27 protein-coding genes are annotated in these 24,860 nt (G+C 40.4%); 9 read left to right on the top strand and 18 right to left on the bottom strand.

Annotated elements, in window-relative coordinates:
* Positions 1-173: 173 nt before the first annotated feature.
* Positions 174-782, top strand: a complete 609-nt coding sequence (plsY, locus tag B4F91_RS02115) for a glycerol-3-phosphate 1-O-acyltransferase PlsY (RefSeq protein ID WP_024034349.1) — start codon at positions 174-176, stop codon at positions 780-782.
* A gap of 9 nt (positions 783-791) precedes the next feature.
* Here plsY and tsaD read toward each other — a convergent pair whose 3' ends face one another.
* The 3 genes from tsaD to B4F91_RS02130 form a co-directional block, all read right to left on the bottom strand.
* Complete coding sequence (gene tsaD / locus B4F91_RS02120) at positions 792-1,805, bottom strand: tRNA (adenosine(37)-N6)-threonylcarbamoyltransferase complex transferase subunit TsaD (RefSeq protein ID WP_054983164.1); 1,014 nt, start codon at positions 1,803-1,805, stop codon at positions 792-794.
* A gap of 170 nt (positions 1,806-1,975) precedes the next feature.
* Positions 1,976-2,566: a YjaG family protein gene (locus B4F91_RS02125; RefSeq protein ID WP_286937849.1), complete on the bottom strand. Its 591-nt coding sequence runs from the start codon at positions 2,564-2,566 to the stop codon at positions 1,976-1,978.
* Positions 2,550-2,909: a DUF2007 domain-containing protein gene (locus B4F91_RS02130; protein WP_096042147.1), complete on the bottom strand. Its 360-nt coding sequence runs from the start codon at positions 2,907-2,909 to the stop codon at positions 2,550-2,552. The genes B4F91_RS02125 and B4F91_RS02130 overlap by 17 nt, the downstream gene beginning before the upstream one ends.
* Positions 2,910-2,992: 83 nt before the next feature.
* On the opposite strand from B4F91_RS02130, the gene B4F91_RS02135 reads away from it, so the two are divergent.
* From B4F91_RS02135 to B4F91_RS02145, 3 genes are all read left to right on the top strand, one after another.
* Positions 2,993-3,430: a DUF2721 domain-containing protein gene (locus tag B4F91_RS02135; RefSeq protein WP_029773572.1), complete on the top strand. Its 438-nt coding sequence runs from the start codon at positions 2,993-2,995 to the stop codon at positions 3,428-3,430.
* A 446-nt stretch (positions 3,431-3,876) separates the two neighbouring features.
* Entirely contained in the window at positions 3,877-4,761 is an 885-nt protein-coding gene (locus B4F91_RS02140; RefSeq protein WP_004588552.1) for a LysR family transcriptional regulator, read from the top strand.
* Between the two features lie 245 nt (positions 4,762-5,006).
* Positions 5,007-5,627, top strand: a complete 621-nt coding sequence (locus tag B4F91_RS02145; RefSeq protein WP_055252920.1) for a 2OG-Fe(II) oxygenase — start codon at positions 5,007-5,009, stop codon at positions 5,625-5,627.
* A gap of 63 nt (positions 5,628-5,690) precedes the next feature.
* On the opposite strand, the gene ubiA is transcribed toward B4F91_RS02145, so the two are convergent.
* Complete coding sequence (gene ubiA / locus B4F91_RS02150) at positions 5,691-6,569, bottom strand: 4-hydroxybenzoate octaprenyltransferase (protein ID WP_286937853.1); 879 nt, start codon at positions 6,567-6,569, stop codon at positions 5,691-5,693.
* Positions 6,566-7,105, bottom strand: coding sequence for a chorismate--pyruvate lyase family protein (locus tag B4F91_RS02155; protein ID WP_004588555.1), 540 nt, complete (start codon positions 7,103-7,105; stop codon positions 6,566-6,568). Before B4F91_RS02155 ends, ubiA begins: the two co-directional genes overlap by 4 nt.
* Before the next feature lie 154 nt (positions 7,106-7,259).
* On the opposite strand from B4F91_RS02155, the gene B4F91_RS02160 reads away from it, so the two are divergent.
* Positions 7,260-7,658 (top strand): flagellar basal body-associated protein FliL, encoded by a 399-nt coding sequence (locus tag B4F91_RS02160; protein ID WP_024034357.1) that lies wholly within the window; start codon positions 7,260-7,262, stop codon positions 7,656-7,658.
* A 2-nt stretch (positions 7,659-7,660) separates the two neighbouring features.
* Here the strand turns inward: B4F91_RS02160 and glpG are convergent, their stop codons facing one another.
* From glpG to B4F91_RS02190, 6 genes are all read right to left on the bottom strand, one after another.
* Complete coding sequence (glpG, locus tag B4F91_RS02165; protein ID WP_096042150.1) at positions 7,661-8,482, bottom strand: rhomboid family intramembrane serine protease GlpG; 822 nt, start codon at positions 8,480-8,482, stop codon at positions 7,661-7,663.
* Positions 8,479-8,796 (bottom strand): thiosulfate sulfurtransferase GlpE, encoded by a 318-nt coding sequence (glpE, locus tag B4F91_RS02170; protein WP_004588558.1) that lies wholly within the window; start codon positions 8,794-8,796, stop codon positions 8,479-8,481. The genes glpG and glpE overlap by 4 nt, the downstream gene beginning before the upstream one ends.
* A gap of 64 nt (positions 8,797-8,860) precedes the next feature.
* Complete coding sequence (gene tdh / locus B4F91_RS02175; protein WP_004588559.1) at positions 8,861-9,886, bottom strand: L-threonine 3-dehydrogenase; 1,026 nt, start codon at positions 9,884-9,886, stop codon at positions 8,861-8,863.
* A 49-nt stretch (positions 9,887-9,935) separates the two neighbouring features.
* Positions 9,936-11,132 (bottom strand): glycine C-acetyltransferase, encoded by a 1,197-nt coding sequence (locus B4F91_RS02180; RefSeq protein WP_096042151.1) that lies wholly within the window; start codon positions 11,130-11,132, stop codon positions 9,936-9,938.
* 168 nt (positions 11,133-11,300) lie between these two features.
* Positions 11,301-11,864, bottom strand: a complete 564-nt coding sequence (gmhB, locus tag B4F91_RS02185; RefSeq protein ID WP_055252917.1) for a D-glycero-beta-D-manno-heptose 1,7-bisphosphate 7-phosphatase — start codon at positions 11,862-11,864, stop codon at positions 11,301-11,303.
* Positions 11,861-12,922: a glycosyltransferase family 9 protein gene (locus tag B4F91_RS02190; protein WP_096042580.1), complete on the bottom strand. Its 1,062-nt coding sequence runs from the start codon at positions 12,920-12,922 to the stop codon at positions 11,861-11,863. Before B4F91_RS02190 ends, gmhB begins: the two co-directional genes overlap by 4 nt.
* Positions 12,923-13,046: 124 nt before the next feature.
* Here B4F91_RS02190 and B4F91_RS02195 point away from each other — a divergent pair, with 124 nt between their 5' ends.
* Entirely contained in the window at positions 13,047-13,775 is a 729-nt protein-coding gene (locus B4F91_RS02195) for a 3-deoxy-D-manno-octulosonic acid kinase (RefSeq protein ID WP_055252916.1), read from the top strand.
* Here B4F91_RS02195 and B4F91_RS02200 read toward each other — a convergent pair.
* On the bottom strand, positions 13,764-14,840 hold the full coding sequence (locus B4F91_RS02200) for a glycosyltransferase (RefSeq protein WP_096042153.1): 1,077 nt from the start codon (positions 14,838-14,840) through the stop codon (positions 13,764-13,766). The genes B4F91_RS02195 and B4F91_RS02200 overlap by 12 nt on opposite strands.
* Positions 14,837-15,910: a hypothetical protein gene (locus tag B4F91_RS02205; protein ID WP_029773564.1), complete on the bottom strand. Its 1,074-nt coding sequence runs from the start codon at positions 15,908-15,910 to the stop codon at positions 14,837-14,839. Before B4F91_RS02205 ends, B4F91_RS02200 begins: the two co-directional genes overlap by 4 nt.
* Before the next feature lie 211 nt (positions 15,911-16,121).
* On the opposite strand from B4F91_RS02205, the gene B4F91_RS02210 reads away from it, so the two are divergent.
* Positions 16,122-17,627 carry a capsule assembly Wzi family protein gene (locus B4F91_RS02210; RefSeq protein WP_096042154.1) on the top strand — a complete coding sequence of 502 codons (1,506 nt, stop codon included), beginning with the start codon at positions 16,122-16,124 and terminating at the stop codon, positions 17,625-17,627.
* A 97-nt stretch (positions 17,628-17,724) separates the two neighbouring features.
* Here B4F91_RS02210 and hldE read toward each other — a convergent pair whose 3' ends face one another.
* Complete coding sequence (gene hldE / locus B4F91_RS02215; protein ID WP_096042155.1) at positions 17,725-19,164, bottom strand: bifunctional D-glycero-beta-D-manno-heptose-7-phosphate kinase/D-glycero-beta-D-manno-heptose 1-phosphate adenylyltransferase HldE; 1,440 nt, start codon at positions 19,162-19,164, stop codon at positions 17,725-17,727.
* A complete protein-coding gene (locus B4F91_RS02220) occupies positions 19,164-19,754 on the bottom strand; it encodes a D-sedoheptulose-7-phosphate isomerase (protein WP_004588568.1) in 591 nt (196 codons plus the stop codon). Before B4F91_RS02220 ends, hldE begins: the two co-directional genes overlap by 1 nt.
* A 182-nt stretch (positions 19,755-19,936) precedes the next feature.
* Between B4F91_RS02220 and waaA the strand changes: the two genes are divergently transcribed.
* Both waaA and B4F91_RS02230 read left to right on the top strand, forming a co-directional pair.
* Complete coding sequence (gene waaA / locus B4F91_RS02225) at positions 19,937-21,220, top strand: lipid IV(A) 3-deoxy-D-manno-octulosonic acid transferase (RefSeq protein WP_286937861.1); 1,284 nt, start codon at positions 19,937-19,939, stop codon at positions 21,218-21,220.
* Entirely contained in the window at positions 21,217-21,765 is a 549-nt protein-coding gene (locus B4F91_RS02230; protein ID WP_064386926.1) for a DUF1415 domain-containing protein, read from the top strand. The genes waaA and B4F91_RS02230 overlap by 4 nt, the downstream gene beginning before the upstream one ends.
* A gap of 35 nt (positions 21,766-21,800) precedes the next feature.
* Here B4F91_RS02230 and B4F91_RS02235 read toward each other — a convergent pair whose 3' ends face one another.
* Genes B4F91_RS02235 through B4F91_RS02245 form a run of 3 tightly spaced genes read right to left on the bottom strand, consistent with a single transcriptional unit; the run spans position 21,801 to position 24,796 of the window.
* Positions 21,801-22,130, bottom strand: coding sequence for a YdbL family protein (locus B4F91_RS02235; protein WP_286937864.1), 330 nt, complete (start codon positions 22,128-22,130; stop codon positions 21,801-21,803).
* Between the two features lie 10 nt (positions 22,131-22,140).
* Positions 22,141-22,338 (bottom strand): YnbE family lipoprotein, encoded by a 198-nt coding sequence (locus B4F91_RS02240; RefSeq protein ID WP_004588572.1) that lies wholly within the window; start codon positions 22,336-22,338, stop codon positions 22,141-22,143.
* Positions 22,316-24,796 (bottom strand): YdbH domain-containing protein, encoded by a 2,481-nt coding sequence (locus B4F91_RS02245; RefSeq protein WP_288635351.1) that lies wholly within the window; start codon positions 24,794-24,796, stop codon positions 22,316-22,318. Before B4F91_RS02245 ends, B4F91_RS02240 begins: the two co-directional genes overlap by 23 nt.
* Between the last annotated feature and the right edge of the window lie 64 nt (positions 24,797-24,860).

Here is a 24,860-nt window from a genome sequence, read left to right on the forward strand (position 1 = left end):
TACTGTATATGCTTTAAGCAGTGTTTAAATATGTAAAAATTACTTCTACAATAGCCAAATAGCTAGATTAACTGCAAAATACAGCAGTTAATAATTTTCACGATAAATTGTGCCGCCAATAATAGCGTAAAAGTGCTATCGATGGGTATAGCAATTAAAAAATAAGGGACTTTGTGTTAGCCATTTTACTGTTTGTTTTAGCCTACTTATTAGGGTCGATTTCATCGGCTATATTAGTGTCTCGGCTATTCAAACTGCCAGACCCTCGCAGCAGCGGTTCAAATAACCCAGGTGCCACCAATGTGTATCGTTTAGGTGGAGCCTTTCCTGCGTGCTTAGTATTAGTGTTTGATATTTTAAAAGGCACTATCCCCGTATGGGGGGCTTATTTTTTAGACCTAACGCCTTTAGCGCTTGGTTTGGTCGCCGTTGCCGCGTGCTTAGGGCATATGTACCCACTATTTTTTAGCTTTAAAGGCGGAAAAGCGGTAGCTACTGCATTTGGCTCTTTATTGCCGATTGGTTTATCGTTGGCGGGTCTGTTAATAAGTACCTGGATTATTGTGGTTGCTATTACGCGCTTTTCTTCATTAGGCGCTTTGGTCACGGTGTCGCTTGCTCCACTGTATACGTGGTTAATTAAACCGCTTTACACCCTACCGGTAACCTTTATTACTGTACTAATTATATTTCGTCATCGCACTAATATTATTCGCCTTTTTAAAGGTGAAGAACCAAAAGTGGGCGCTAAAAAAGCGCCCACTAATGAAAAAAATCAATAATTATTGATGCTAAATGGCTTCTAAGCTGTCTATTGGCCAACGCGGTTTAGTTTTCATGTCGAGTGTGGCAAATTGGCCTGCTTTTAAGCGCTGCATACCAGCGTAGGCAATCATTGCGCCATTATCAGTACAAAACTCAGTACGTGGGTAGTAAACCTGTCCTTTCATTCCTTGCATAACACGCTCAAGCTGTAAGCGCAGCTGTGTATTTGCACTTACTCCGCCGGCAATCACTAAACGTTTTATCCCGGTTTGTTTAAGAGCACGCTTACACTTAATAACCAATGTATCAATCACTGCTGTTTGAAACGCATGGGCGATATCTGCTTTGGTTTGTGCGTCATCATCATTTTCGCGAATCGCTATAGAAGCTGCTGTTTTTAAGCCACTAAAGCTAAAATCAAGGCCTGGCTTATCCGTCATAGGGCGTGGAAAAACAAACCGTTTTGCAACACCTTGCTCAGCCATTTTAGCTAGTCGAGGGCCGCCTGGGTAATCAAGCCCTAACAGTTTAGCTGTTTTATCAAATGCTTCACCTGCGGCATCATCAACAGATTCACCCAATACTTCGTACTGGCCTATACCGGCTACTTTTACCATCATGGTATGGCCGCCCGACACTAGCAAAGCAATAAAGGGAAACTCAGGCACGTTTTCTTCAAGCATAGGAGCAAGTAAATGCCCTTCCATATGATGCACGGCAACAGCTGGAATATCCCAACCATAGGCTAAAGAGCGGCCAATAGAGGTACCTACCAATAACGCGCCCACTAATCCAGGGCCTGCGGTGTATGCAATGCCATCTAAATCTTCAGGGCCACAACCGGCTTGAGCAAACGCAGCGTCAATAAGTGGCAGGGTTTTACGAACGTGATCGCGCGATGCAAGCTCAGGTACAACACCGCCATAATCTGCATGCACTTTTACTTGGCTGTATAACTGGTGAGCCAATAAGCCTTTTTCATCATCGTAAATTGCAATACCGGTTTCATCACACGATGACTCAATGCCTAAAATTCGCACTTTACTTCTCCTGCCTTTATTTACTGCTTAACCTGCATTGTGGTTAAGAGATTTACACACATATTTAAAACTATTTTATCATTCTCTAGCTAAGGTTTTTACTAAGTTCAACGTAATAAACGCTAAAAATTGCTAGAGAGCGATTAATTAACCACAGTTAATAATTACAACTATAACGCTAAACCAATATTGGTTTGCCCATCTGCAACGGCCTGCTTTTTAAGAGCCTTAACGTTTTCTGAAGTCACGCGGCCCATATTTTCTACAAAGTCGATTAGCTCACTCAACACTTCAATTTCGTATTGCATTAATGGGTGTTTTCGTACGGCTTTATTGTCGGCTACTTCACCTTCAACCGTCATTTGGTATTCAATAAAACGCGCCACTGTTGCTTGAGATATTTTACTAACACTTATAAATTCTTGCTCGTCTTGCCCCATCAAACCGTGCATTAGGCTCAAAAGCGACGTTGCAGCATCTATTGCGGGGTAAGTGCCAAACATATCAAAGTCGGCAAGCTCAGGTACATTTGGCTCAATTTTTTCTACTTGTTTTTCGAGATCTATTTTACTTTTTGGTAGTAATATTTTTTCCCAGCAAACATTTAACGCACTGCGTAATAAGGCTTCATCACCAAAACCGGTGGCTTCACTAAATAAACCATAATTAGGTAACATACGCTCAATTAAAGCACTTGCTAACACCGCTTTTTGTAAGTAGTTTAGCTCTCTAATACGTTGAAAGTTATTCGCTTTTGTCATTTCTTAACGTCTCACATGACCAACAAAAATCAAATGTTGATCCATTATGCTCATTACAGTTAGGGCATACCCAATCTGGAGCGGATTGTTTTACTTGTTGGTAGTTTACCAATATTTCGCGCGCGTGGCGCTCTTTTATCGAATAAACCTGCACACTTACTTGGGTTTGTTCAAAGGGGATTTCGCCTAAGGCGCCTTGAAGCATTTCACCTTGAATTTGGCACTCAACTCCCGCACTTAATAACAGCCCTTTGATTATATTTGCCTCTAATGTGTTATCAGCTTTGTAGAGCGTTACCCACTGAAAAGCTTGCTGAGTATTATGAGTATTAATATTTTGCAATTATCACCTCAATTATTTTGTGTTTACAATATCCTACGATACTCTACTAAAGTGTATAGCAGGTAACTTTTTAGGATAAAACAATGACACTTACTACCCCAGGTTTACTTTTTCCAGCAATCTCACTGTTGCTGCTTGCTTACACAAACCGCTTTTTAGTACTAGCGCAATTAATCCGAGAATTAAATTCACGAGAAGGTGAGTCTATTCGCCCCGTTGTTGTGGCTCAAATAACAAACTTAAGAAAGCGCATTAAGCTAATACGTACCATGCAAGTGTATGGGGTGGCCTCTTTTTTATTGTGTACGCTATCAATGTTTGCCTTATTTATAGAATTTAACACCACAGGCATTATTTTGTTTGGGGTGAGCTTAGCGTGCTTAAGCCTTTCGTTATTAACATCGTTATTTGAAATTCATATTTCGTGCGATGCCATAGAAATAGAGCTACAAAGTATTGAAGACAAACCCCTAAGTAACCGCATTACTAAAAACTTTACTAACAAAAGTAGTAAGCCTTAGCGGCTTATTTTTCTAAATTCTTAAACAAGAATAAAGCGAAGGCATAACCTAAAACTATAAGCGTTTATGCCTCACTTCATTACAAATCACTACGTAGGATTTTCCTATAGCCTTTTTTCTGGCATACTTTTTTATTAATTAATGCTAAATTATGTCTAAAGTATTACTTTTAAAAGCATCAAAGCGCCTAAGTCATTGTATTTAGTCTCACTTGCTAACATAGCTTAGTTTTAAATAGAGTAATAAATCACTATAAATAAGCCTAATTGGTAATACTTTTAAATGCGTCTTCTCTTTAAATAATACTAAAAGAGGGATATGCTGAGGCAAATATGTCATAAATTTGCAAACACAGTTACATATTAGGCTTCGCTTTTTGAAAGCTCGAATCTAATATTATTGATGTTCGCGGCACACGCGACTTACTTATAAAAAGGGACTATAAAGTGAGATTTGAACAGTTAGAACAATTTGTAGCGCTTGGTGTGTTACGCCACTTCAGACAAGCAGCCGAACAAACTCAAATTAGTACATCAGCGCTAACGCGCAGCATTCAAACCCTAGAAGACGAAATGGGGTACGAACTGGTGAAACGCTCAACACGTTCAGTAAAGTTAACACCCGAAGGCGAGCTATTCCTTGATTACGCCAAAAACACCCTTGCCGAACTTGAGCATACAAAAAAACGAATTTCTCAATCGGTTAACGGCAATACTGACGAAAAGTTAGTCATTGGCTATACCAACAAAGCCAGCAGTGTAGTACCTATCTCATGCGGGCAATTTTTAGCACAATACCCCCATGTTAAAATAGAAATGCAATTGCAAGAGCAGCACGAACTTGCACGCAAACTACAAGAGGGCGAGATTGATATTAGTGTTTATTCGCAGGCAATTAACAGCATCGGCAGCGACATACACCTGCCAGACCAATTGGTATTGTTTGTTTCTAAACACCATCCGTTAGCAAATAAAAGCGATATCAGCAAACACGATTTAGATAGCTACCCTATGTACGGCTGTTTTTCTCAGTCTAAACAAGTACAAAGCATGCTTAACGAAGCCATCGATATGCTCAATAAATCGGCTAGCATTAAGGTAGGCAGCATTGAGCAAGTAATGTCAGGGCTGGTTAAATCAGATCACTTTGCTATTGCAAGTATTGAACACGCGAGCACTCTTGCAGAGCACACAGAGCTTGTACAGCTAAAAACAAATAAAGACTTAAGTCACGAACAACTTGTTATACAAACAAGCCAACAAGCAGCAGTTGGCGAACACATTGACCATTTATTATCTCTTATCAAAAAAGCATCTACGACTATTACTTAAGCCAATATAAAAATAGCATACCGCATTGCCCTTAAACCTTTTAAGGGCAACCAATTTAGATAGCCCTTACTGATTTACTCTTCTTGTTACCAAAACCTGCAGCACAGCAGCTTAACCTAAAAAGCCCTTTTAGTTTTTATGCTTACGCGTTAGGTTTTTATTTGCTTAAATAGCGGAGCAAAAACCACTAGCTATTAAATTTTTTTAGGCTACACTGTCGCACCTTTTTTAATCAACAGACATAAATGAACACACTTTTTAGTTCTGATGTTTATTTAGATGCAATAGAAACCCATGGTTATGTTGTTATTCCTAACGCACTTATTAGCGAGCTAGTAGAGAGTTTAATCACCGATTGCCACCGTATTAACCCGCATTTTAGCGCTGCAGGTATTGGCCGTTTAAATGACTTACAAATAGATAAAACCATTCGTAAAGATAAAACCTATTGGTTTGATGGCAGCTCACAAGCACAGCTAACTTATCAAGCAACAATGGAAAGTATAAAAACCACACTTAATCGGCAGTTTTTTATGGGCTTATTTGATTATGAGTGCCACTACGCTAAATACACCCAAGGCGACTTTTATAAAAAGCATTTTGATGCATTTAAAGGGCGATCTAACCGCGTATTTACAACAATCCTTTATTTAAATACGCCCGAGCAAGGCGGCGAGCTTGTTATTTACAAGCCAAAAAGTAAGCAAGTAGAGATAATAATCAAACCCACCGCGGGGACACTCGTTATGTTTGAAAGCGAGCGTTTTGCACATGAGGTATTACCTGCCATTAATGAGCGCTACTCTATTGCTGGCTGGTTTAGAAAAAACGCCTCAATAAGTGGAGTAATTGACCCACCACGATAAAACCAACATAGCCACAACAACTAGTGGCTATGTTGAGGTTAAATTTATAACGTTGAGATGAAATTAACGCGCAAATACAAATGACAAGAACAAGCCAACAAAAATAGCTAACCCCACATAGTGATTATTTAAAAACGCTTTAAAACATGCATCACGCGCACGTTTATGAATAAGCACTTGCTGATAAATAAGTAACCCAGCGGCAGTACATAAACCTGCAACAAACGCCAAGCCTAGCTGGTTAATTAAGCCAATAAGCGCCAACAACGCTATAAAATTAGCGTTTAATAAAAATATAATATGACGGTCGTATTTACCAAATAAAATAGCAGTAGATTTAACCCCTATTTTTAAATCGTCATCTCTGTCGACCATGGCATACATAGTGTCGTACGCTACCGTCCAACAAATATTTGCAACAAATAACAGCCACGCCTGCAGCGGTAATGAGTCTATTGATGCCATATATGCCATAGGTATTGCCCAACCAAATGCAGCGCCTAAGACTACCTGCGGAAGATGTGTATAGCGTTTCATAAACGGGTAGCAAAATGCCAGTGCCAACGCCCCAAATGACAATAAAATAGTGTTGAAGCTAAGTAGCAATACCAATACAAAAGCAATGACTATCAGTAATATGAATAAACTCAGTGCTTCACCTGCACTTACTTGTCCGGTGGCCAAAGGCCGCCCTGCTGTACGCTTAACTGAGCCGTCTATTTTTCTATCTGCAAAATCATTAATAACGCAGCCAGCACTGCGCATAACAATTACGCCTAAGGTAAATACAATAAAGTTAACTAGGCTTGGCATACCAGCGTTTGCAAGCCATAGAGCCCAATAAGTAGGCCACAGTAATAGTAATGTACCGATAGGTTTGTCAATGCGCATGAGCTGAATATAAAAAGGGCTATGCTGTAATTGCAAAGGGGCTAATTTCATGAGTACAAATAGGCTCCGGGTAAAAATACTTCGCACACTAAAAAGTGATAATCATTAATAGAAAACACACTACGACGACCTAATAAAGGGTGCGTAGTTAAATTCAACTCTTTAACAAGTGACTGCAGCGCATGTTCTGAGTCAAAGCGCCCTACTTCAATATTACTTCGGGTAAGTTCAGGGTGCTGAAAAATAACATCACCTAAAGGGCGCGCGCCCATATTATGCAGTGTTGTTTGCGTTTGTGTACTGGGCAGCCAACTTTGGGCATACACCATGGGTGTATTGTCACACAATAAAAGCACCTCGCGATTAAGTGCTTTATTTGTATTTGAGCCAAGTAGTTGTTGCTGTGCATCGCTTAGGGTAAAAGTTTGCTCATTAAGCACTTTTACACTAAAAGTTTGTGCATTACTTTTTAATTTAGCGGTTAATGAATGTGGCTCAAATAGCCACTCTTGCTCTAACGCAGATAAGTTATTTACCAAAGAAGCACATTGCCAATTGGCAGATATAGAAAGCGGAAATGTAATCACAATAGCTCAATAAAATTAAAACCGAGACGATGATAACATTGCCAAAGCATTTGAAAAAGTGATGTTTTACTGCCGATAAATAATTGCAGGAGCTGTTTATTAGGCGCTATTAAGTATAAACTATTTGTATTAAGAAAATGGAAACACACTAAAGATGAAAAAAATAGTATACGCAGGTTTTTTAGCACTGATCCTAAACTGTTTTAGCTTTTCGGCAAAAGCGGAATCGACAGTGGGCTATTTTGGTTTTGAGCCAGACATTATTACCAATTACATAGGCGCTTCAAGTAAAAAAATGGGCTATGTACGCGTGACTATAGATTTAATGCTTAGCAATAATGCAGATATTGCTATTGTAGAGCACCATACCCCGCTTTTACGCGATGCGTTAGTAGAAATACTATCTAAAGAACCTGAAGAAAAAATAAAGTCGCTTACTGGGCGTGAAGAAATTAGAGCAAAGTGTGCCGAAAAATTAAAAAGCCTGTTAAAAGAAGAAACAGGCCAAGAGATTATTCGTGAAGTATTATTTACTAAGTATTTATACCACTAAGCTTACGCTTTTTTAGCATTAAATAAATTAGCGGTTACGGCATAAGCCATGCCGCTTAAAAGCCCACCTAAATGCGCCCAATTAGCCATACCAACAAACAACACATCAGCAAAACCAAGTACCAGCCAAATTAACATAAAGCCAATAATGGCAGTGCTTACTAGCGCAGGCTGCTTAGGATTTAAATAGCTGTGGATCCAACAAAAACCCAATAAACCATACACAACACCACTTAAGCCGCCAAAGTTAGGCCCCACAATTAAAAACTGAGCCCAGTTACTAATAAGTGCAGTAACCACAAATAGCCCAACTAAACTCAGCTTGCCGCATTGCTTTTCAATATTATCACCTAACGACATCCACCAAATTAGGTTAAATACAATGTGCATTGCGCTAAAATGAACAAGTGCTGGCGTTAACCAGTTAAGTGGTTGGGTCGGGTTAAACTGCAAAGCAGTATAAATTTGCTCAAAGCCACCCAATAAAAATGCAAAGTAAATAGCAACGCTTACAATACTTACGGTTTGATTTAGCCAGCTTAGTGCTTTAAAGCGCGCCACTAAATTAAGCGACTGTCCCTGATACGTTAAGCCAGATTGTGTACTGCCAACATCCCAAGAGGCTTGTTGATAACGCTCATGATTGGGGTTTTGTACAAATTCAGCCCACAGAGGTTGCACTTGATGAAAGTGCTCGCCCGCGACACAAATAATAACATTACTGCCATCAGCACTGCGCAGTTGCCCTTCTAAGCCTTGGCTTTTTAAATAATCTATAAAGCCCTGTGCGGCACGAGGATTATTTAAACTACCTAGCTCAATCATCGTTCCACTTTCTCGCTGTAAGCCGCTTCCCAAGCTGTAAAGCCACCATCCATGCTATATACATCTTCAAAGCCCTGCTCTACTAAATAACTAGCCGCACCTTGTGAGCTCATGCCGTGGTAGCAAACAATAATAATAGGCTGATCGAACTCTTTTTCCATCATAAACTGAGCTATATTGGCATTTGAAAGCGCTTCTGAGCCAGGAATATGCCCTGCTTGGTACGAGTTAGGATCGCGTATATCTGCGATCACTACATCTTCTTTATCAAGCAGTTCGTGCGTTTGTGCTATAGATATATGTTTAAATGCCATTGAAATCTCTTTTAAAAATATAATAAAAAGGCGGCTAAAGCCGCCTCTGTATGCAAACTTTAAACTATTCCCAGTTTAAAATTACTTTACCAGATTGACCTGAAATCATCATATCAAAGCCAGCTTGGAAGTCATCTACCGAATATTGATGCGTAATAATAGGGTCTAAATTAAGGCCCGATTGAATCAAGCTTGCCATTTTGTACCACGTTTCGAACATCTCGCGACCATATATACCTTTGATCACTAAGCCTTTAAATATAACTTTATTCCAATCTACGGCCATATCTGATGGCGGAATACCCAGCATGGCAATTTTTCCACCATGGTTCATGTTATTTAACATAGAATTAAAGGCGCTTGGCACACCTGACATTTCAAGGCCAATATCAAAACCTTCAGTCATACCTAGCTCATTCATTACATCTTCAAGCTTATCGTTCGCAACGTTTACGGCACGTGTAGCGCCCATTTTACGCGCAAGCTCCAAACGGTATTCGTTAACATCGGTAATCACAACATGGCGAGCACCCACATGCTTAGCAACGGCCGCCGCCATAATACCAATTGGTCCTGCCCCTGTAATAAGCACATCTTCGCCCACTAAATCAAACGATAAAGCGGTGTGCACAGCATTACCAAACGGGTCAAAAATAGACGCAAGCTCGTCAGAAATATTGTCAGGAATTTTAAACGCATTAAAGGCCGGAATAACTAAATATTCTGCAAATGCGCCTTCGCGGTTAACGCCTACACCCGTTGTATTTCGGCACAAATGCACACGACCAGCACGACAGTTACGACAATGCCCACACGTAATATGTCCCTCGCCAGATACGCGGTCACCTACTGCAAAGCCACGTACTTCTTGGCCCATATCAACCACTTCACCCACGTACTCATGGCCTACGACCATAGGGGTTGGAATGGTTTTTTGTGACCACTCATCCCATTTATAAATATGAACGTCGGTGCCACAAATCGCGGTTTTACGAATTTTAATAAGTAGATCGTTATGACCTACTTCAGGCTTGGGTACGTCGGTCATCCAGATGCCGGTTTCGGCTTTTAATTTTGATAAGGCTTTCATAGTTAACACTCAACTAAAAAACCGAAGCAATACTTCGGTTTATAAAAAATTAAATAACGCCCATTTCTTTACCAATACGGGTAAAGGCAGCAATTGCGGTGTCTAGTTGTTCAATACTGTGCGCAGCTGAAATTTGTGTACGAATACGCGCTTGGCCTTTTGGCACAACAGGGAACGAAAAGCCGGTTACATAAATGCCTTCAGCGAGTAGCTTGTCTGCCATTAATGAAGCAACTTTAGCATCGCCAAGCATTACAGGAATAATGGCATGATCTTTACCCGCACACGTAAAGCCTGCAGCTTCCATTTGCTCACGGAAATATTTAGCATTTGACCAAAGTTTAGCGCGTAACTCACTACCATTTTCAAGCATTTCGAGTACTTTAATTGACGCAGTTACAATTGAAGGCGCTAATGAATTTGAGAATAAGTAAGGGCGCGAACGCTGACGTAGCCATTCAACAATTTCTTTTTTACCTGATGTATAACCGCCTGATGCACCGCCCAGCGCTTTACCTAGCGTGCCGGTAATAATGTCTACACGGTCAAGCACATTACAGTACTCAGGCGTGCCTTTACCGTTTTCGCCAACAAAGCCTACCGCATGTGAGTCATCAACCATCACTAATGCATCATACTTATCGGCAAGGTCACACACAGCTTCAAGGTTACAAATTACGCCATCCATCGAAAACACGCCATCGGTGGCAATTAATTTTGTTTTAGCGCCCGCTTCATCAGCTGCAATAAGTTGCTTTTCAAGATCCTCCATATCGTTATTAGCATAACGAAAACGCTTAGCTTTACATAAGCGTACGCCATCAATAATTGATGCGTGATTTAGAGAGTCAGAAATAATAGCATCTTCAGCGCCTAAAATAGTTTCAAATAGGCCCGTGTTAGCATCAAAACAAGACGAGTATAAAATTGTATCTTCGGTTTCTAAAAACGCACTAATTTTTTGCTCAAGTGTTTTATGAATATCTTGCGTGCCACAAATAAAACGCACTGAGGCAACACCAAAGCCATGGTCATCTAAACCACCTTGCGCTGCTTTAATTAGCTCAGGGCTATTTGCTAAGCCTAAGTAATTGTTAGCACAAAAATTAATAACTTTATCGCCAGATGCAACTTCTATTTGAGCTTGTTGCTGCGAGGTAATAATACGCTCACTTTTATACAAACCTTGCGCTTTAACGTCTTCAATTTGCTCTTGTAGTTGGCTAAAAAAAGCAGATGCTCTCATCTGTAGTCTCCAATTAAATGAACGGGTAAACAACAACATTAAAGCCACTGTTTATGTTGGGGTGTATTGTAAAAGTTTAACAAGTAAAATGCACTGTTTGCAGCTCGTCGCTAATACAGGTAATGGCAGCAATACTTAACACTTTAGTTGCGAAAATATAAACGCACTTTATGCCAAGTAGTGTGCTGGTAAATCGTTAATAGAGTCAATCACTAAATCGGCGTATTGTTTAGCGGTTTCGTCAAATTGTTGGCCAGAGCGAACTAGCACTCGCGTGCTAATAGCCGCTTTTTGTGCTGCTTGCATATCGCTAAGTTTATCACCCACCATAACACTGCTCGAAGGGTCAATATTATGCTCTTGCATAGCTTGTAACAGCATACCTGGAGCTGGCTTTCTACACTGGCACTGTTTTAAATATTGCGCTATCGCTTTTTTGGGATGGTGCGGGCAAAAATACACATCTGTAATTTTAATATTGTGCTTACTAAATTGTGTTTTCATCCACTGAGTTAAAGCTAAAAAGTCATCTTCAGTGTAGTAACCTCGCCCTATTCCCGATTGATTAGTTACTATGATAATTTTATAACCTGCATCATAAAATGTTTTACAGGTACTAAACACACCGTCTATAAATTCAAATTTTTCACTTTGATACACATAGCCATGATCAATATTTACCACGCCATCTCGGTCTAAAAAAAGTGCTTTGGTTTTTTCTGTTACACTCATTTTATAGACTCTTTTTGTACCACATGATCAAACATAGCTTTAACACTGTCTAAGCTTATTTGGCTCATAAGGTCATCTCCCTTAACGCGCGTACCCCAAGGCAATTGTTGAGCTGTTTTACCCGTTTGCTTTAGCAGATTTTGATGATACACCTCAACTACGTAGTCTTGATATAAATAAGGCCCTGTACGTGCAGGATTAGAATGCGCATATAAACCAATAACCGGCGTACCTACCGTTACCGCCATATGTGCAGGGCCGGTATCGGGGGCTAAAACTAAATCAGCGCGCTTAAGTACACATAGCAGCTCTTTAAGTTTTGTTTTACCGACTAAGTTTAAAATAGTGCAGTGACTGTGTTTTATAATTTGATTAGCTAAATTAATCTCAAGCTCAGTTGGGCCGCCCGTTAGTACCACGTTAAAGCCTTGCTCATGCGCGTAATCAGCAAGGGCAGCGTAGCGCTCTGGCAACCAGTTTCGCTGTGCTTTACTGGCCGCAGGAGATATTACCAATAACTTATTTGCCAAATATGCAGGCCCTAATAATGCATCTGCTTTGTTCTCATCCGCTAAGGTATAAGGCATATCCCAGGTAGGTGAATAGTCTTTAACTCCAATGGCGCCCGCAAAGCCTTTAAATCCCTCTAGCACATGCGCTTCTTTTTGTGGGGCTATTCGTTTATTTATAAACAAGCTATGTAATTCTTTTGAACGTGCCCAATCAAAGCCTATTTTTACTTTAGCCGGAATACAGCGCGCAACAAAGCCAGCTCTTAATGCGACTTGCATATTAAGCAGCACATCAAACTGCTGCCCTTTAAAAGAATGTGTTAACTTTTTAAGTGCATCCTTACCTTGTTTTTTATCAAAAACCACCAGCTCAACCCCAGGTAAATCGGCAAGTAACATGGCTTCTATTTTACCCATTACCCACGTTATTTTTGCATTGGGGTGTGCTTTTTGAATGGCTTGTACAGCACTAACGGCATGACACACATCACCAATGGCAGAGAGTCTTAAAATACAAATTGAGGAGTAATTAGGCACTTGAGTCACGCGTTCCACTTTGGCTTTAAATAATAGACTGCGATCTTAAATTATACTCGCACTAATGCAAGCACTTATGCTGCGCTATAAAACACGTTAATATACACGCATTATTGAATTATTTTAACGAGCTATGTTTAAAACACTAACGCAAGGTAAGCACACTATTTTAAGCCACCCAGATTATTTTAACGAGGTTGATTTAAACTGGTTTGATGCAGATTATTGGCAACAGCAAAATAAAATAGTCGGTGCTAAAAAAGGCCGCGCCACAGCCTGGTTTTTTAAACACGATGATTTAACCGCTGTACTTAGGCACTATTGGCGTGGCGGTTTAGTTGGCAAGTTGTTAAGCGATCAGTACCTCTACCCTGGGCTTAAAAACACCCGTGTGTATAAAGAGTTCAGCTTAATGATAAGGCTTATTGAGCTTGGCTTAAATGTGCCAAAACCCATTGCCGCCAAGGTAACAACCGCTGGCTTAATTTATCGTGGCGATATAATTACAGAGGCTGTAAAAGGGGCTAAAAGCCTGCTTGATATTTTAATTGAACGCCCACTAACAGAAGATGAGCTCAAGCGCATTGCCAATACTGTTGCGCTATTTCACTCAAAAGGTGTGTACCACGCTGATTTGAATATAAATAATATTTTATTTAATGAAACGGGCGAGGTTTATATTATCGACTTTGATCGCGGCGAAATAAAACCACCTAACAAGCAATGGCAACAAAGTAATATGGCACGTTTAGAGCGCTCATTTTTAAAAGAGCAAGGACGTAACAACGCTTTTTATTGGCAAAGTAATGACTGGCAAACTTTATTGGCTATTTATAAAGGGCAATTAACATCACAAAGCTAGGTATTGCTTAGCAACCTGTTCAGCCGTTACCTTTTGTAAAATGTCGGCATTATCTACATTAGGCTTAGTGTTTAAAACCAGCTCAATTTTAGCCGCTAGCTCATCGCTATGCCCTACAGGCGCTAAATATTTAGCCAAGTTGTTTGTTAAAATTTCGCTCGGTCCAAACGTACAGTTAGTACTTACTACAGGCGTCCCAACAGCTAATGCTTCAATTAACACTGTAGGGAGCCCTTCAAAATCAGAGCTTAATACTAATGCCTCAGCCTGCTTAATCCAGTTATACGGATTTTGTTCAAACCCTGGCACTATAAGTTGTCCCTCAATGCCATACGTTTTTGCAAGCTTAAATGCTTTGCTAGGCTTATTGCATAAAAGGACTAATTTGTATTTTTTATCAAGCTTTGCAAATGCCGCAAATAAAATATCGTGGCGCTTTTGTTTAGCTAACCGCCCTACATGAATAACATACGGCGATTGTGGAATTCGCGTATTAACCTCATTTGAGAGCCGCTTTATATCTGCTAAATTAAAGGGATTATAAATAGTTGTGATGGCGCTTGGGCTAATTAAATGCCCTTGGGTAATTTCTTGCTCTACCCCTTTAGACACGCACACCAAGGATTTTCCGTTTAAGTTTTGCTTTGACTTTTTAAGATAGTAATAAGAAAACGGGCCTAGCTTTTTTTGCCTAGCTAGCTCTGCATTAACAGAGTTATGCATAACAAAGTGAACATTTTTAATCTGGCTTTTAGCCAATAAGTTATTGCTTCTATCTAAATTGCTAAGTACTAAATCTATGGGGCCAGTTTGTTTTTGTTTGTTATTAAACCACGCCTCTAGTTTTGCTACACTTTTGTTTATTTTCCAAAAGCGATCCACTTTAGTGGCTTTATCACTGAATAAACTTTCAACCTTTATATTCGCAGGGATCGTGTACTCATATTTATTAGCCAACGATAAAATAGTAACGCTATGCGTTTTTACTAGCTGCTGAGCAAGGGTTAGCATCACTTTTTCGGCGCCGCCACCCGCTAACGAGTCTATTACAATCACTATATTCATCTATCGGCAACCATCAGCATGCTTTTAACCCCTTGCGTTATTTCTTCATAGCTATGTGCGCTTTCAAGCAAAGAATATTTTTCTAGTAGCTGGTTAAAATGCGGCTCTATTAGTAAAGCGCTGGCTTTATTTACTATGTCTTCAATCTCAAAGTTTGCTTTAATTACCACGCCAGTTGTGGCGCAACTTGCTAGGCGCTGTATTTGATCTTTTGAAATAGCACATGCCACAGCAGGCGTTTTAACAGCAACCGCCTGCAATAGCGTGTCGCCAGCACTTAACAACGCAAATTTAGCTTGCTCCATAAGCGACAAAAACTCACTATTTTCTAACGTATCCAAATTTATAACCGTATTTGATACTGGCAACGCTTTATTATAATTAGGGCCAAATACCACCACCGCCTTTAACCCTGTTTGCAATGAAATTTGCTCTGCGGCAGCAAAAAATACATCTGCACAGTTTTGATTATCTAGTACATGACCGCCAGAGCCTGCACTCACAATAAAGTAGCCTTGTTCATCAAGCTGATACTTTTTTAATACCTGTTTGGTATCGCACGCTGATGAAAACGCTATGTAAGGGCCCACATTTTTAGGCATAGCCAAAGAAAACATATCTATTTTAGCTTTTTCAGCCCAGCTCAGCGGTTCAATGCAGTAATCGGGCTGTACCACCCAATGGCTATCAATTAGGTTGATACGGTTAAGTTTTAAACCTTTCGCTCGCTTTTTCGCATGCTGAGAAATAAATACCACTTTGGCACCCACTTTTTTTGCAGCTTTCATGTGAGCAGCGCGCCCTGCACAATCAAATATTACAATGTCAGGTTTAAAATCGGCTATAACTTCACACACTTTATCGCGCTCTTTAGTCGCAGAGCGCTCAAGCAAGGTGGTATCATATGGGCAGTTTTTAGCGTAGTTCGCGTGCTTATTTAAAACAAAATGGATGGTCAGTGAATCTAGACATTCACTTTCAAGGCTTTGGGCTAGCAGCAACGAGCGCATGTATTCACCTATTCCTTGTGGCGATGATACGGGTATAAATAAAAGTCGTTTGTTGCTCATTGCATTCTCTATTTCCTATTTGCGCAGCAGTATATCAATCCCATTGTTTTTACGATAGCTAGGTTACATTTTTATACACAAATTTAACGCCATAAAATAGATTATTTACTGCAATAGCCATGTTATATTGGTAAACTTAGCCGCAATCTTAATCACAAGGATCTGAACTTTGCGAAACAGAATCTTTCTACTTTCTTCTCTTTTTTGCGCTATGAGCGCATCAGTAACTGCAGAGCCCTGGGTAAAGCCAGACGATTACAGTCTACGTGCCGACATTCAACAACTGGCTGATGCCGGTGTTATTTTAGCGCCTGTAACCACCTACCCGCTAATGTGGAAAAGCTTTATTGGCGAGCTAGAATCGAGCAAGCTTGAACTTTTATCTCCCAGCCTGCAAGATGCACTGCTTCGTGTAAAACATCGTTATAAGTCAGAAAACAGCAGCTCGCACAGTGTACAACTCTCAGCGTTTGCCGCATCAGACCCAATTATAGCCACCAGCTTTGGGGCAACCAACACACAAGAATCTGAGCTTTCTGCGGCCTACGCCTACCTTGGCGATAACTTTGCGGCGAAGGTAGCCATTAATTACCGTAACGATGGTAAGCAATGCTTAGTTGATGGCAAAACAACCGATGATATAGCCACTAACGAACAAGCACTTGAAGATTGTAACGATACCTCATTTGACGATAGCTACTTAGCCTACCGCTTGGGCAATTGGATTTTTAGAGCCGGTGCCGTAGAGCAGTTTTGGGGCCCAGGTGTTGATAACAGTTTAATTATGTCGGGTAATGCAAAGCCACTGCCGGCACTAAGTGTAACCCGTGAACAAAGCACAGCGTTTGAAACGCCTTGGTTAAGTTGGCTTGGGCAATGGAGCTTTACCGCGCAAATGGCAAAGTTAGAATCGACCCGTGTTATTCCTGATGCGCTGCTTTGGAGCAGCCGTGTTAACTTTCGCCCGATGCAACAGCTTGAAATTGCTTTAAGTTGGTCTGCGCAGTGGGCCGGTGAAGGCCAACCAAGCTCAGCAGGTGATTTTATTGATGTTATTACTGGGCAAACTAATTGTATTGATGGCAATGAAAGTTGTGATAGCTCACTAGAGACTAAAATTGGTAATCAGCTTGCTGGCATAGATGTGCGTTGGTCTGACACTTTATTTAGTCACCCCTATGCAATCTACGCAAGTACAATTGGCGAAGATGCCAGCTCGCAATTCAAACCTGCCGACAGAGCGTACTTATTTGGCGTACAAACTACGCAGCGCATTTACAATCAAAATGTACTCGTTAACGTTGAATACATAGATACAGGTGTATCGTGCTCGGCCGAATCAACCAGTGAAAACTGCTACTACGAACACTCCGATTATAAATCGGGCTATCGTTACCACGGCCGCACTATTGGCTCAACCTTTGATAATGATGCACAGTCAGTGGTATTAACACTTTTAGGTCAGCTTTCAAATGGCGATGACTGGCAAGTAAAACTACGTAGTGTGGATTACAACAGCGATAATCTCGACCGTTACCCTAGTAACCCCGATTTAGGTAATACAATTACCAAAACCGGTTATAACTCAAAACAAGTTGAGCTACGCTACAGGCAGCTGGCTATGGGTGGGCGCTTAACGCTCGGCGCTTTTGCATCAAACAACGATGGCGCAGAAAACGACACATCAGCGTTTGCTAAGTACGAATATAATTTTTAAACCGTATATTTAAAAATAGCATTTTAAAGCCAGCTATTTATAACAAAAAAAGGGTTGAAAACTGCGTTTTCAACCCTTTTTATTTAATCAGCAAATATTACTGCTTTATTTTGCTAATCACCTTAGAGGTTGAACAACCATCTAAAAATGTCAGCACTTCTACTTTGCCACCATGGCGTAGCACATGATCGGCGCCAGCTATTTGCTCTACGGTGTAATCACCACCTTTAACTAAAATATCGGGGCTTATTTGCTCGATTAATTTAGCGGGAGTGTCGTTTTCGTCCGCGCTGCCAAAGGGAATTACCCAATCTACAGAGGCGAGTGCACTTAATACCATTGCGCGCTCATCAAGTGGATTTATAGGGCGCTCAGGGCCTTTTAAACGCGTAATTGAATCATCATTATTTAAACCAACAACGAGTCTATCTCCACGCGCTTTGGCTTGGGCTAAATAGCGTACGTGGCCTGCGTGTAAAATATCAAAACAGCCATTGGTAAACACTATCGTTTCGCCATTTTGCTTAGCAAACTCAATGTGTTGCAGCACATCGTCAAACGGAGTTTGGTAGTGCTCGCCATTGGTGTGTAAGTATTGGCCAAGCTTTTGGCTAAGCTCTTCTGGTGAAACCGTTGCCGCCCCCAACTTACTTACTACAATGCCTGCGGCTAAATTAGCAATTTCTACCGAATCTTTAGGCTCCATACCTGCCCCGAGCATCACCGCAAGCGTAGCTATAACAGTATCGCCTGCGCCAGTTACATCACTTACTTCTAGCTGCTGCGCTGCAAAGTCGTGTTTTTCATCGGCGTTAATTAATGACATACCTTGCTCAGAGCGTGTAAGTAGCATGGCTTTAATACCATTTTTACTAATTAGCTCACGCGCGCTTTGTGCTAATATTTCTTCAGAGCCTGTTTTCCCCCCAGCCAAATTAAATTCATGTAAATTAGGGGTAATGTAGTCTGCGCCTTCGTATAAGTGTAAATCGGGCGATTTAGGATCTATAAGCACGGTTTTACCCGCCGCTTTAGCAACGCTAACCATTTCTTTAATTAAGCTCAGCGAGCCTTTGCTGTAATCAGAAAATACCACAAAGTCGTAATCATCAAGCACCAGCTCTAAACGGTTTAATAACAACTGGCTATGCTGCTCGCTAAAGGTCTCTTCTAAATCTAGGCGCACAAGTTGTTGATGGCGGCTAATTACACGCATTTTAGAAATAGTGGGCAAATCGCATACACTAACAAGCTGTGAATGTATTTTTTCACCCTTTAAAATGGTTTCTAAGATTTGCCCGCTTTCATCTTCACCAATTAAACCAAGTAAGCCCACTTTGGCATCAAGCCTAGCAATGTTTTTTGCAACATTTGCAGCACCACCCGCTTTATCTTCAAACTTGCTTACTTTAACAACGGGTACTGGGGCCTCAGGCGAAATACGCCCTGTATCGCCGTACCAGTATCGGTCTAGCATGACATCGCCCACAACTAAAATACGCGCTTTAGATAAGTTTTTTAATAGCGATAAATCCATTACTGCTGCTCCGCAACAACCATATCGATAGCTTCACATAGCCAGTGGCCAATAAACATATGTGCCTCTTGGATACGAGCTGTTTCATCATTTTTTATAATAATGGGCAACTTAGCAATGTCTTTTACTTTACCGCCCTCGCGACCGGTTAAGGCAACCGTAAACGCGCCAATTTTGTTAGCTGCTTCCAGTGCTAAATTAATATTGGCGCTGGTACCTGAGGTTGTTAAACCAATCACTAAATCTTCTGGTTTACATAAAGCCTGAACTTGGCGTTCAAATACCGTATCAAAGTGGTAGTCGTTACTGTGCGCAGTTAATATTGAGGTATCTGTGGTCAGCGCCATTGAGGCAAGAGGGCCACGCTCTAACTTATAACGCACGACAAATTCGGCAGCTAAATGCTGTGCATCGGCAGCACTTCCGCCGTTGCCAAACCAAATAACCTTACCACCAGCTTGCAATGCACTGTGGCACGCTTCTAATAATTGCATAGACTCTTGATGATAAGCCTCCATCGTTTCAAATAAGGCTTGATGACGGTTTAAACTTTCAACGTAGCTTGTTGCCACAGAATCGATAATTGACATGAAAAATTCCTCTAGGAACTGAAATGGCAGGAAAAAATTAAATCCATTATTCCATAGTTTTATTTAGTTGTGTGTATTTTATGGGAATATAGCTGAACTGAATTATAATTTAGTGCTTCACATGTTCAGAAATTATCACTTTCGCGTTAAACTAGCGCCACTTACCTTAATAAAAGTTCAGTATGGCACGCATTTTTTACTCACTCGCTTTAATTTTAATTAGCCCACTGATTGTATTTTACTTGTATGTACTAAGAGGTAAAAAAAATAAAGGCTACCGCGCGCACTTTAAAGAGCGCTTTGGTTTTATTAGCAAACACTTATTTAATAATAGCGCTAAACCGGTTGTGTTCCACTGCGCTTCTGTAGGTGAGGTCCTTGCTGCAGCGCCACTGATTAAAGCTCTGCAAAAACAACACCCGCAGCTTAATATACTTATTACCTGCAATACTCCTACCGGGCGTGCGCAAATTAGTGAACAATTTAAAAATACCGTGGCGTGTTGTTATTTACCTATAGACTTTGCAGGTTCGAGCGCTCGATTTTTAAAGCGCGTAAATCCACAGGCACTGTGTATTTTAGAAACTGAGCTGTGGCCTAATTTAATGGCAATAAGCCATAAAAAGAATATTCCGGTATTAGTGCTTAATGCTCGCCTAAGCGAAAAATCGCAACAGGGGTATCAAAAGGTGGCAGGGTTAACGCATATAATTATGCGTTCAATTTCAGTGCTTGCAAGTCATAATAAAAATGATGCTAAGCGCTTTATTGAACTTGGTTTACCCCCTTCAAAAAGCCATGTTACAGGCTCAATAAAGTTCGACATTACGCCAAGCAATGAGCAACTAACTAAAGTTGCAAATCTTAAAGCCGAATATAAAACCAAAGAACGTTTTGTATGGGTGGCAGGCTCCACTCACCCGCTTGAACACGAAATGATATTAAACGCCCATCAGCAGCTATTAAAAAAATACCCTAATGCACTTTTAGTTATAGCACCGCGCCACCCAGAGCAATTTGATAAAGTAGCCGATACGATAACTCAAAGCCCACTTAGCTTTAGTCGTCGCAGCAACAATAACTATCAAAACGAGCAGGTACTATTAGCTGATACACTGGGCGAACTACAGTGTTTATATGGCGCAGCGAATGTAAGTTACATAGGCGGCAGTTTAATTCACCGAGGTGGGCACAACCCACTTGAAGCTGCTGCTTTTTCGGTTGGTGTTATTACAGGCCCACATACGTATAATTTTGATCATATCTACCCTGAGCTAATTAAACTTAAAGGGGCTGTCGTTGTTGAAAATACCGATGAGCTTGCTAAACAATTAATTAATTTAAGCCAAAACACCAAAGCGTGCCAAAGCTTGGGTATTAAAGCGCAGCAATGTGTAGTTAAAAACCAAGGCGCCATTGAAAAAACATTAACCATTATAAATCAGTATTTAGAGCTAAAAGCATGACTCATCAAGCAATTGCCCAAACCCGCGAGTGGGTATCATCCGTTATTGTAAAATATAACTTTTGCCCATTTGCCCGTAAAGAAGTAGAAAATAACTGTATTCATTATGTGCTTAGCCCTGCAACAAAAATTGATGACGCTGTAATGGACATGCTAGAGCAGTGTGTGCAGCTTGATCAAAATCCAGAGCGCGAAACCACATTAATACTGTTTGATAACGGCTTTAGCGATTTTGAAGACTTTTTAGATTTAGTCGATTTAGCCAATGCCTTACTGGTAGCACAAGGGTTTGAAGGTAAATACCAAATTGCTAATTTTCATCCCGATTACGTGTTTGCCGACAGCGATGAAGATGATGCGGCAAATTACACTAACCGAGCCCCCTACCCTACACTGCATTTAATTCGCGAACTGAGTATGAGCGAAGCGCTTGATAACTATAACGAGCCTGAATCTATACCAGAGCACAATATAAAGCTTGCAAGGCGCAAAGGATTCGACTTTTGGCAGCAACTTTTAGCAAATATAAAAAAACCGAGCGCCTAAACGCTCGGTTTTAAGTAATATGTTTAGCTGCTGTATTACTTTTTAATCCAGTTACCATTCACTTCAATATAGTGGCCACTTTTGGTCTTTTCGATTGTTTTAGCTGCTGCGAGTGCTTCTACTTGTGCCAGCGATAAATCGTTCTTTTTAGCCAGCTTTAAATACTGTGCTTTACGTTTAGCGTTAATTTCTTCAACCACGGCTTTTGCCTCGCTGTTTTGTACCACAAGCCCTAAGTAACCTGAGCTATCTTCACCCACTAAGCCTTGGTTTTTAGCATCATCTAGACTAATAGCCCACGCCGAAAACGACAAACATACTGCACTTACTAGAGTAGCAATACTTAATTTATTTTTTATAGTCATCATTTAGCTCCTAAAATAATTCACTGTCGTCACTGAATAAGTTATCGAGTTCTTTATCTACTTTTACTCGAATTTCGTGATCTACTTTTACATTTAGATTGATCGTTATCGGCTCTTTCGCTGCCACCTCTACTCTGTGGGTACATGCGCTTAAAGCGCTAATAGCAGCAAGTGCAATAACGGCCTTAATGCTCAACAAATTTTTCATCATTAGTTTCCTTTTTAGAGTATTGCTGCTCAACTTTTTGCGTTATTTCGTCGCTCAGTCTAAGCGCTCTTAGCAACGTAAACACGTTTTCTTCGTGATTATAATTAAAGTTAACTTGTTGCTGCTCTGGCTCATTAAAGCCTTGTAAGTTAACACCTAAGTTTAACCAGCCATCACTTTTAAGCGCTACTGTACTATTAAGTTTTTGTATATCAAGGTTTTTGAGCAACCCAAGCACAGGTTGTAACTCTTGTTGCTGGCGCATAACAGCGTCAAATGCTTCGTTATTACTAATAATAAGCTTCCCTTGGCCTTGATTGGCTAGGCTGCCATTTTTTACCACAACCCCTGTTTCATCAAAATAAAATGGCAACGACCCTTTTAGCCTACCTGTTAGGGTAATACCCGACTTATCGTCAAGCGTTATTAATTTACTGGCATCAACATTTTCAAACGTAACATTAGCTGTTTGCTGTTGCTTTAAAAGCGTGTATTTATCTAAAGAAAATTTACCACCAAAAATATCGCCTTCAATATCAATGGCCTGCGCGCTATTATTAATCACTTTAATATTACCCGTGATACTTTTAACTACAGCGCCTGCACGTAATTCATTAAGATTAAAGGTAGTAGGGGCAACATTAAGCTGCCCTGAATCGTACTGCCCACCTAGCTGCATACTAAATTGATTAGCTAAGTAGTCGTTATACAGTGCACTGGTATCAGTCATCGTTAAAGTAAAATTTGCTTTTTGTAAATTCACATCACCACTTATACGCCCACCCAATTTTCCTTGGGTTAGCTGAGCTAACGGTTCAAATTGGCTAACGATTGAATTTAACGAAAGCACACTTTGCTCTGGTATAATCACTTCAAACGGATGCGCTACCTTTGAAACATGGTGATTGGCCACCAGCTCAACACCATTTACAAATACATGATGAGACGCTTTAAGCGCGCGACTTTGCAGCCCAGTTGACGTTACGTTTATTGTATTTAAATCGACATTTGGCCTAGTCAGTGTATTTATTTGGGTGCTTGCATTTAAGTGAGCAAATAACTCTCCCACACCTAAGCTTGCCCTTGCACTAAGGGTGTTATTAATACCACTGAGTTTATACTCGTTGTATTGCACGCTTTTAAGCTTACTTTTAAGCGTTACTTTTGCATCGAGCTTTTCATTCATACTTGCTTCAAGGTTACCTGTGTAGCCGTTAAGAGCGCTGCCATAAGCAGCTGCGCTATCAACGCTTAACTCAATACGTGCGCTACCTTCTGGCTTAAAGTCAATAAGTTGAGTAACTGCAAAGTCCCCTTTAGCTTTAATATTGTTAGCCTCAGCCGGTAAAAATTCAGGCAAAGAGGTAAGCGCAATATCGTAATTACCGCTTAATTGAGCGTTTTTAAGCTGCGTACTTAGCGTTATAGCGTCTATTTCATCTGTATGTAGTTGTACTTTTAGCTGTGTGCGTGCACTTTGTAACGGTGCTGCAGTATTTAAAAACGTATCTGTAAACGTTATATCTATATTTTGCTTGGCTTGCTCTGCGCTTTTGAGCGTTATTAACGGTAAGGTAAGGTTGTTATGTGCAAAATTAATTGGTTTAACTAAAGCCCATTGCCAATTAAGTGGAAGCTGCTTTACAGCAAATGACTTGTAGGCACTTTCAGGAATAAGAGATTGGCAGTTATTACTAAGTTTTACATTGTTTTTAAGCTTGCTTGGGTCAAGCTCAAGGTTTTGGCTATTTAAATTATAGGTAGCACTTAGCACACCTTTGGAGCTGTTTGTTATATCGCAGCTTTGTATTTTATAGTCATACTGGGCTTGTAAATCACCAGTAAGGCTTGCCTCTACTCCGTTAAAGCTAAATGCCTGCGCTGCATTAAAGCTAAGTCCACTTAATAACTCATTATCTGTTTTAAGTAGCAGCTTCAATAATCCATCATTAACTTTAAGCTGCCCTTGTACCTTATTATTGTAAAGCGTTGCGCTTGCGTTTAAATCACCATTGACTACAAACTGGTTAAGCGTGGGCTCGGTGATATTTAGCATTAGCGGGCGCTTTAAAAGCGCACTGTGTATAGTTAAATGCTCAACTGTAATTGTTGGCCTTTTTTCAGGAAGCGCTAAATCTAAAATTGTGGCAGCAGTGCTTGTTTTACTACTTTGAGGAAATGGATTTACATTAAGTACTGCGTGTTTAACTTTAACATGCTTAGTATTAGCAGTAATACCTGTAAGAGCAAGCTCTTGATTTTGGTAACTTAGACAGGCTTTTTGTACGTGCACATTTAACTTACTCGTAAGCGAAAAATCTAAGCAGTTTAAAGTAACACCTGCTTTTTCAAGCTCAGGCGCTACAGCCCATTGTAATAGTGGCAAACGAAATACATAGCCAAGCAAAACTATACTTAGCAACACAGCACCCATAATTAAACCAATGCGCTTTAACATACTATCCTTATAAGCTTTTATTCATACCTTACAAACTATCGTAATTTTAAATCTACGCAATCAA

The sequence above is a fragment of the Pseudoalteromonas sp. UBA6610 genome (genome assembly GCF_002433295.1).
Lineage (GTDB): Bacteria > Pseudomonadota > Gammaproteobacteria > Enterobacterales > Alteromonadaceae > Pseudoalteromonas > Pseudoalteromonas atlantica.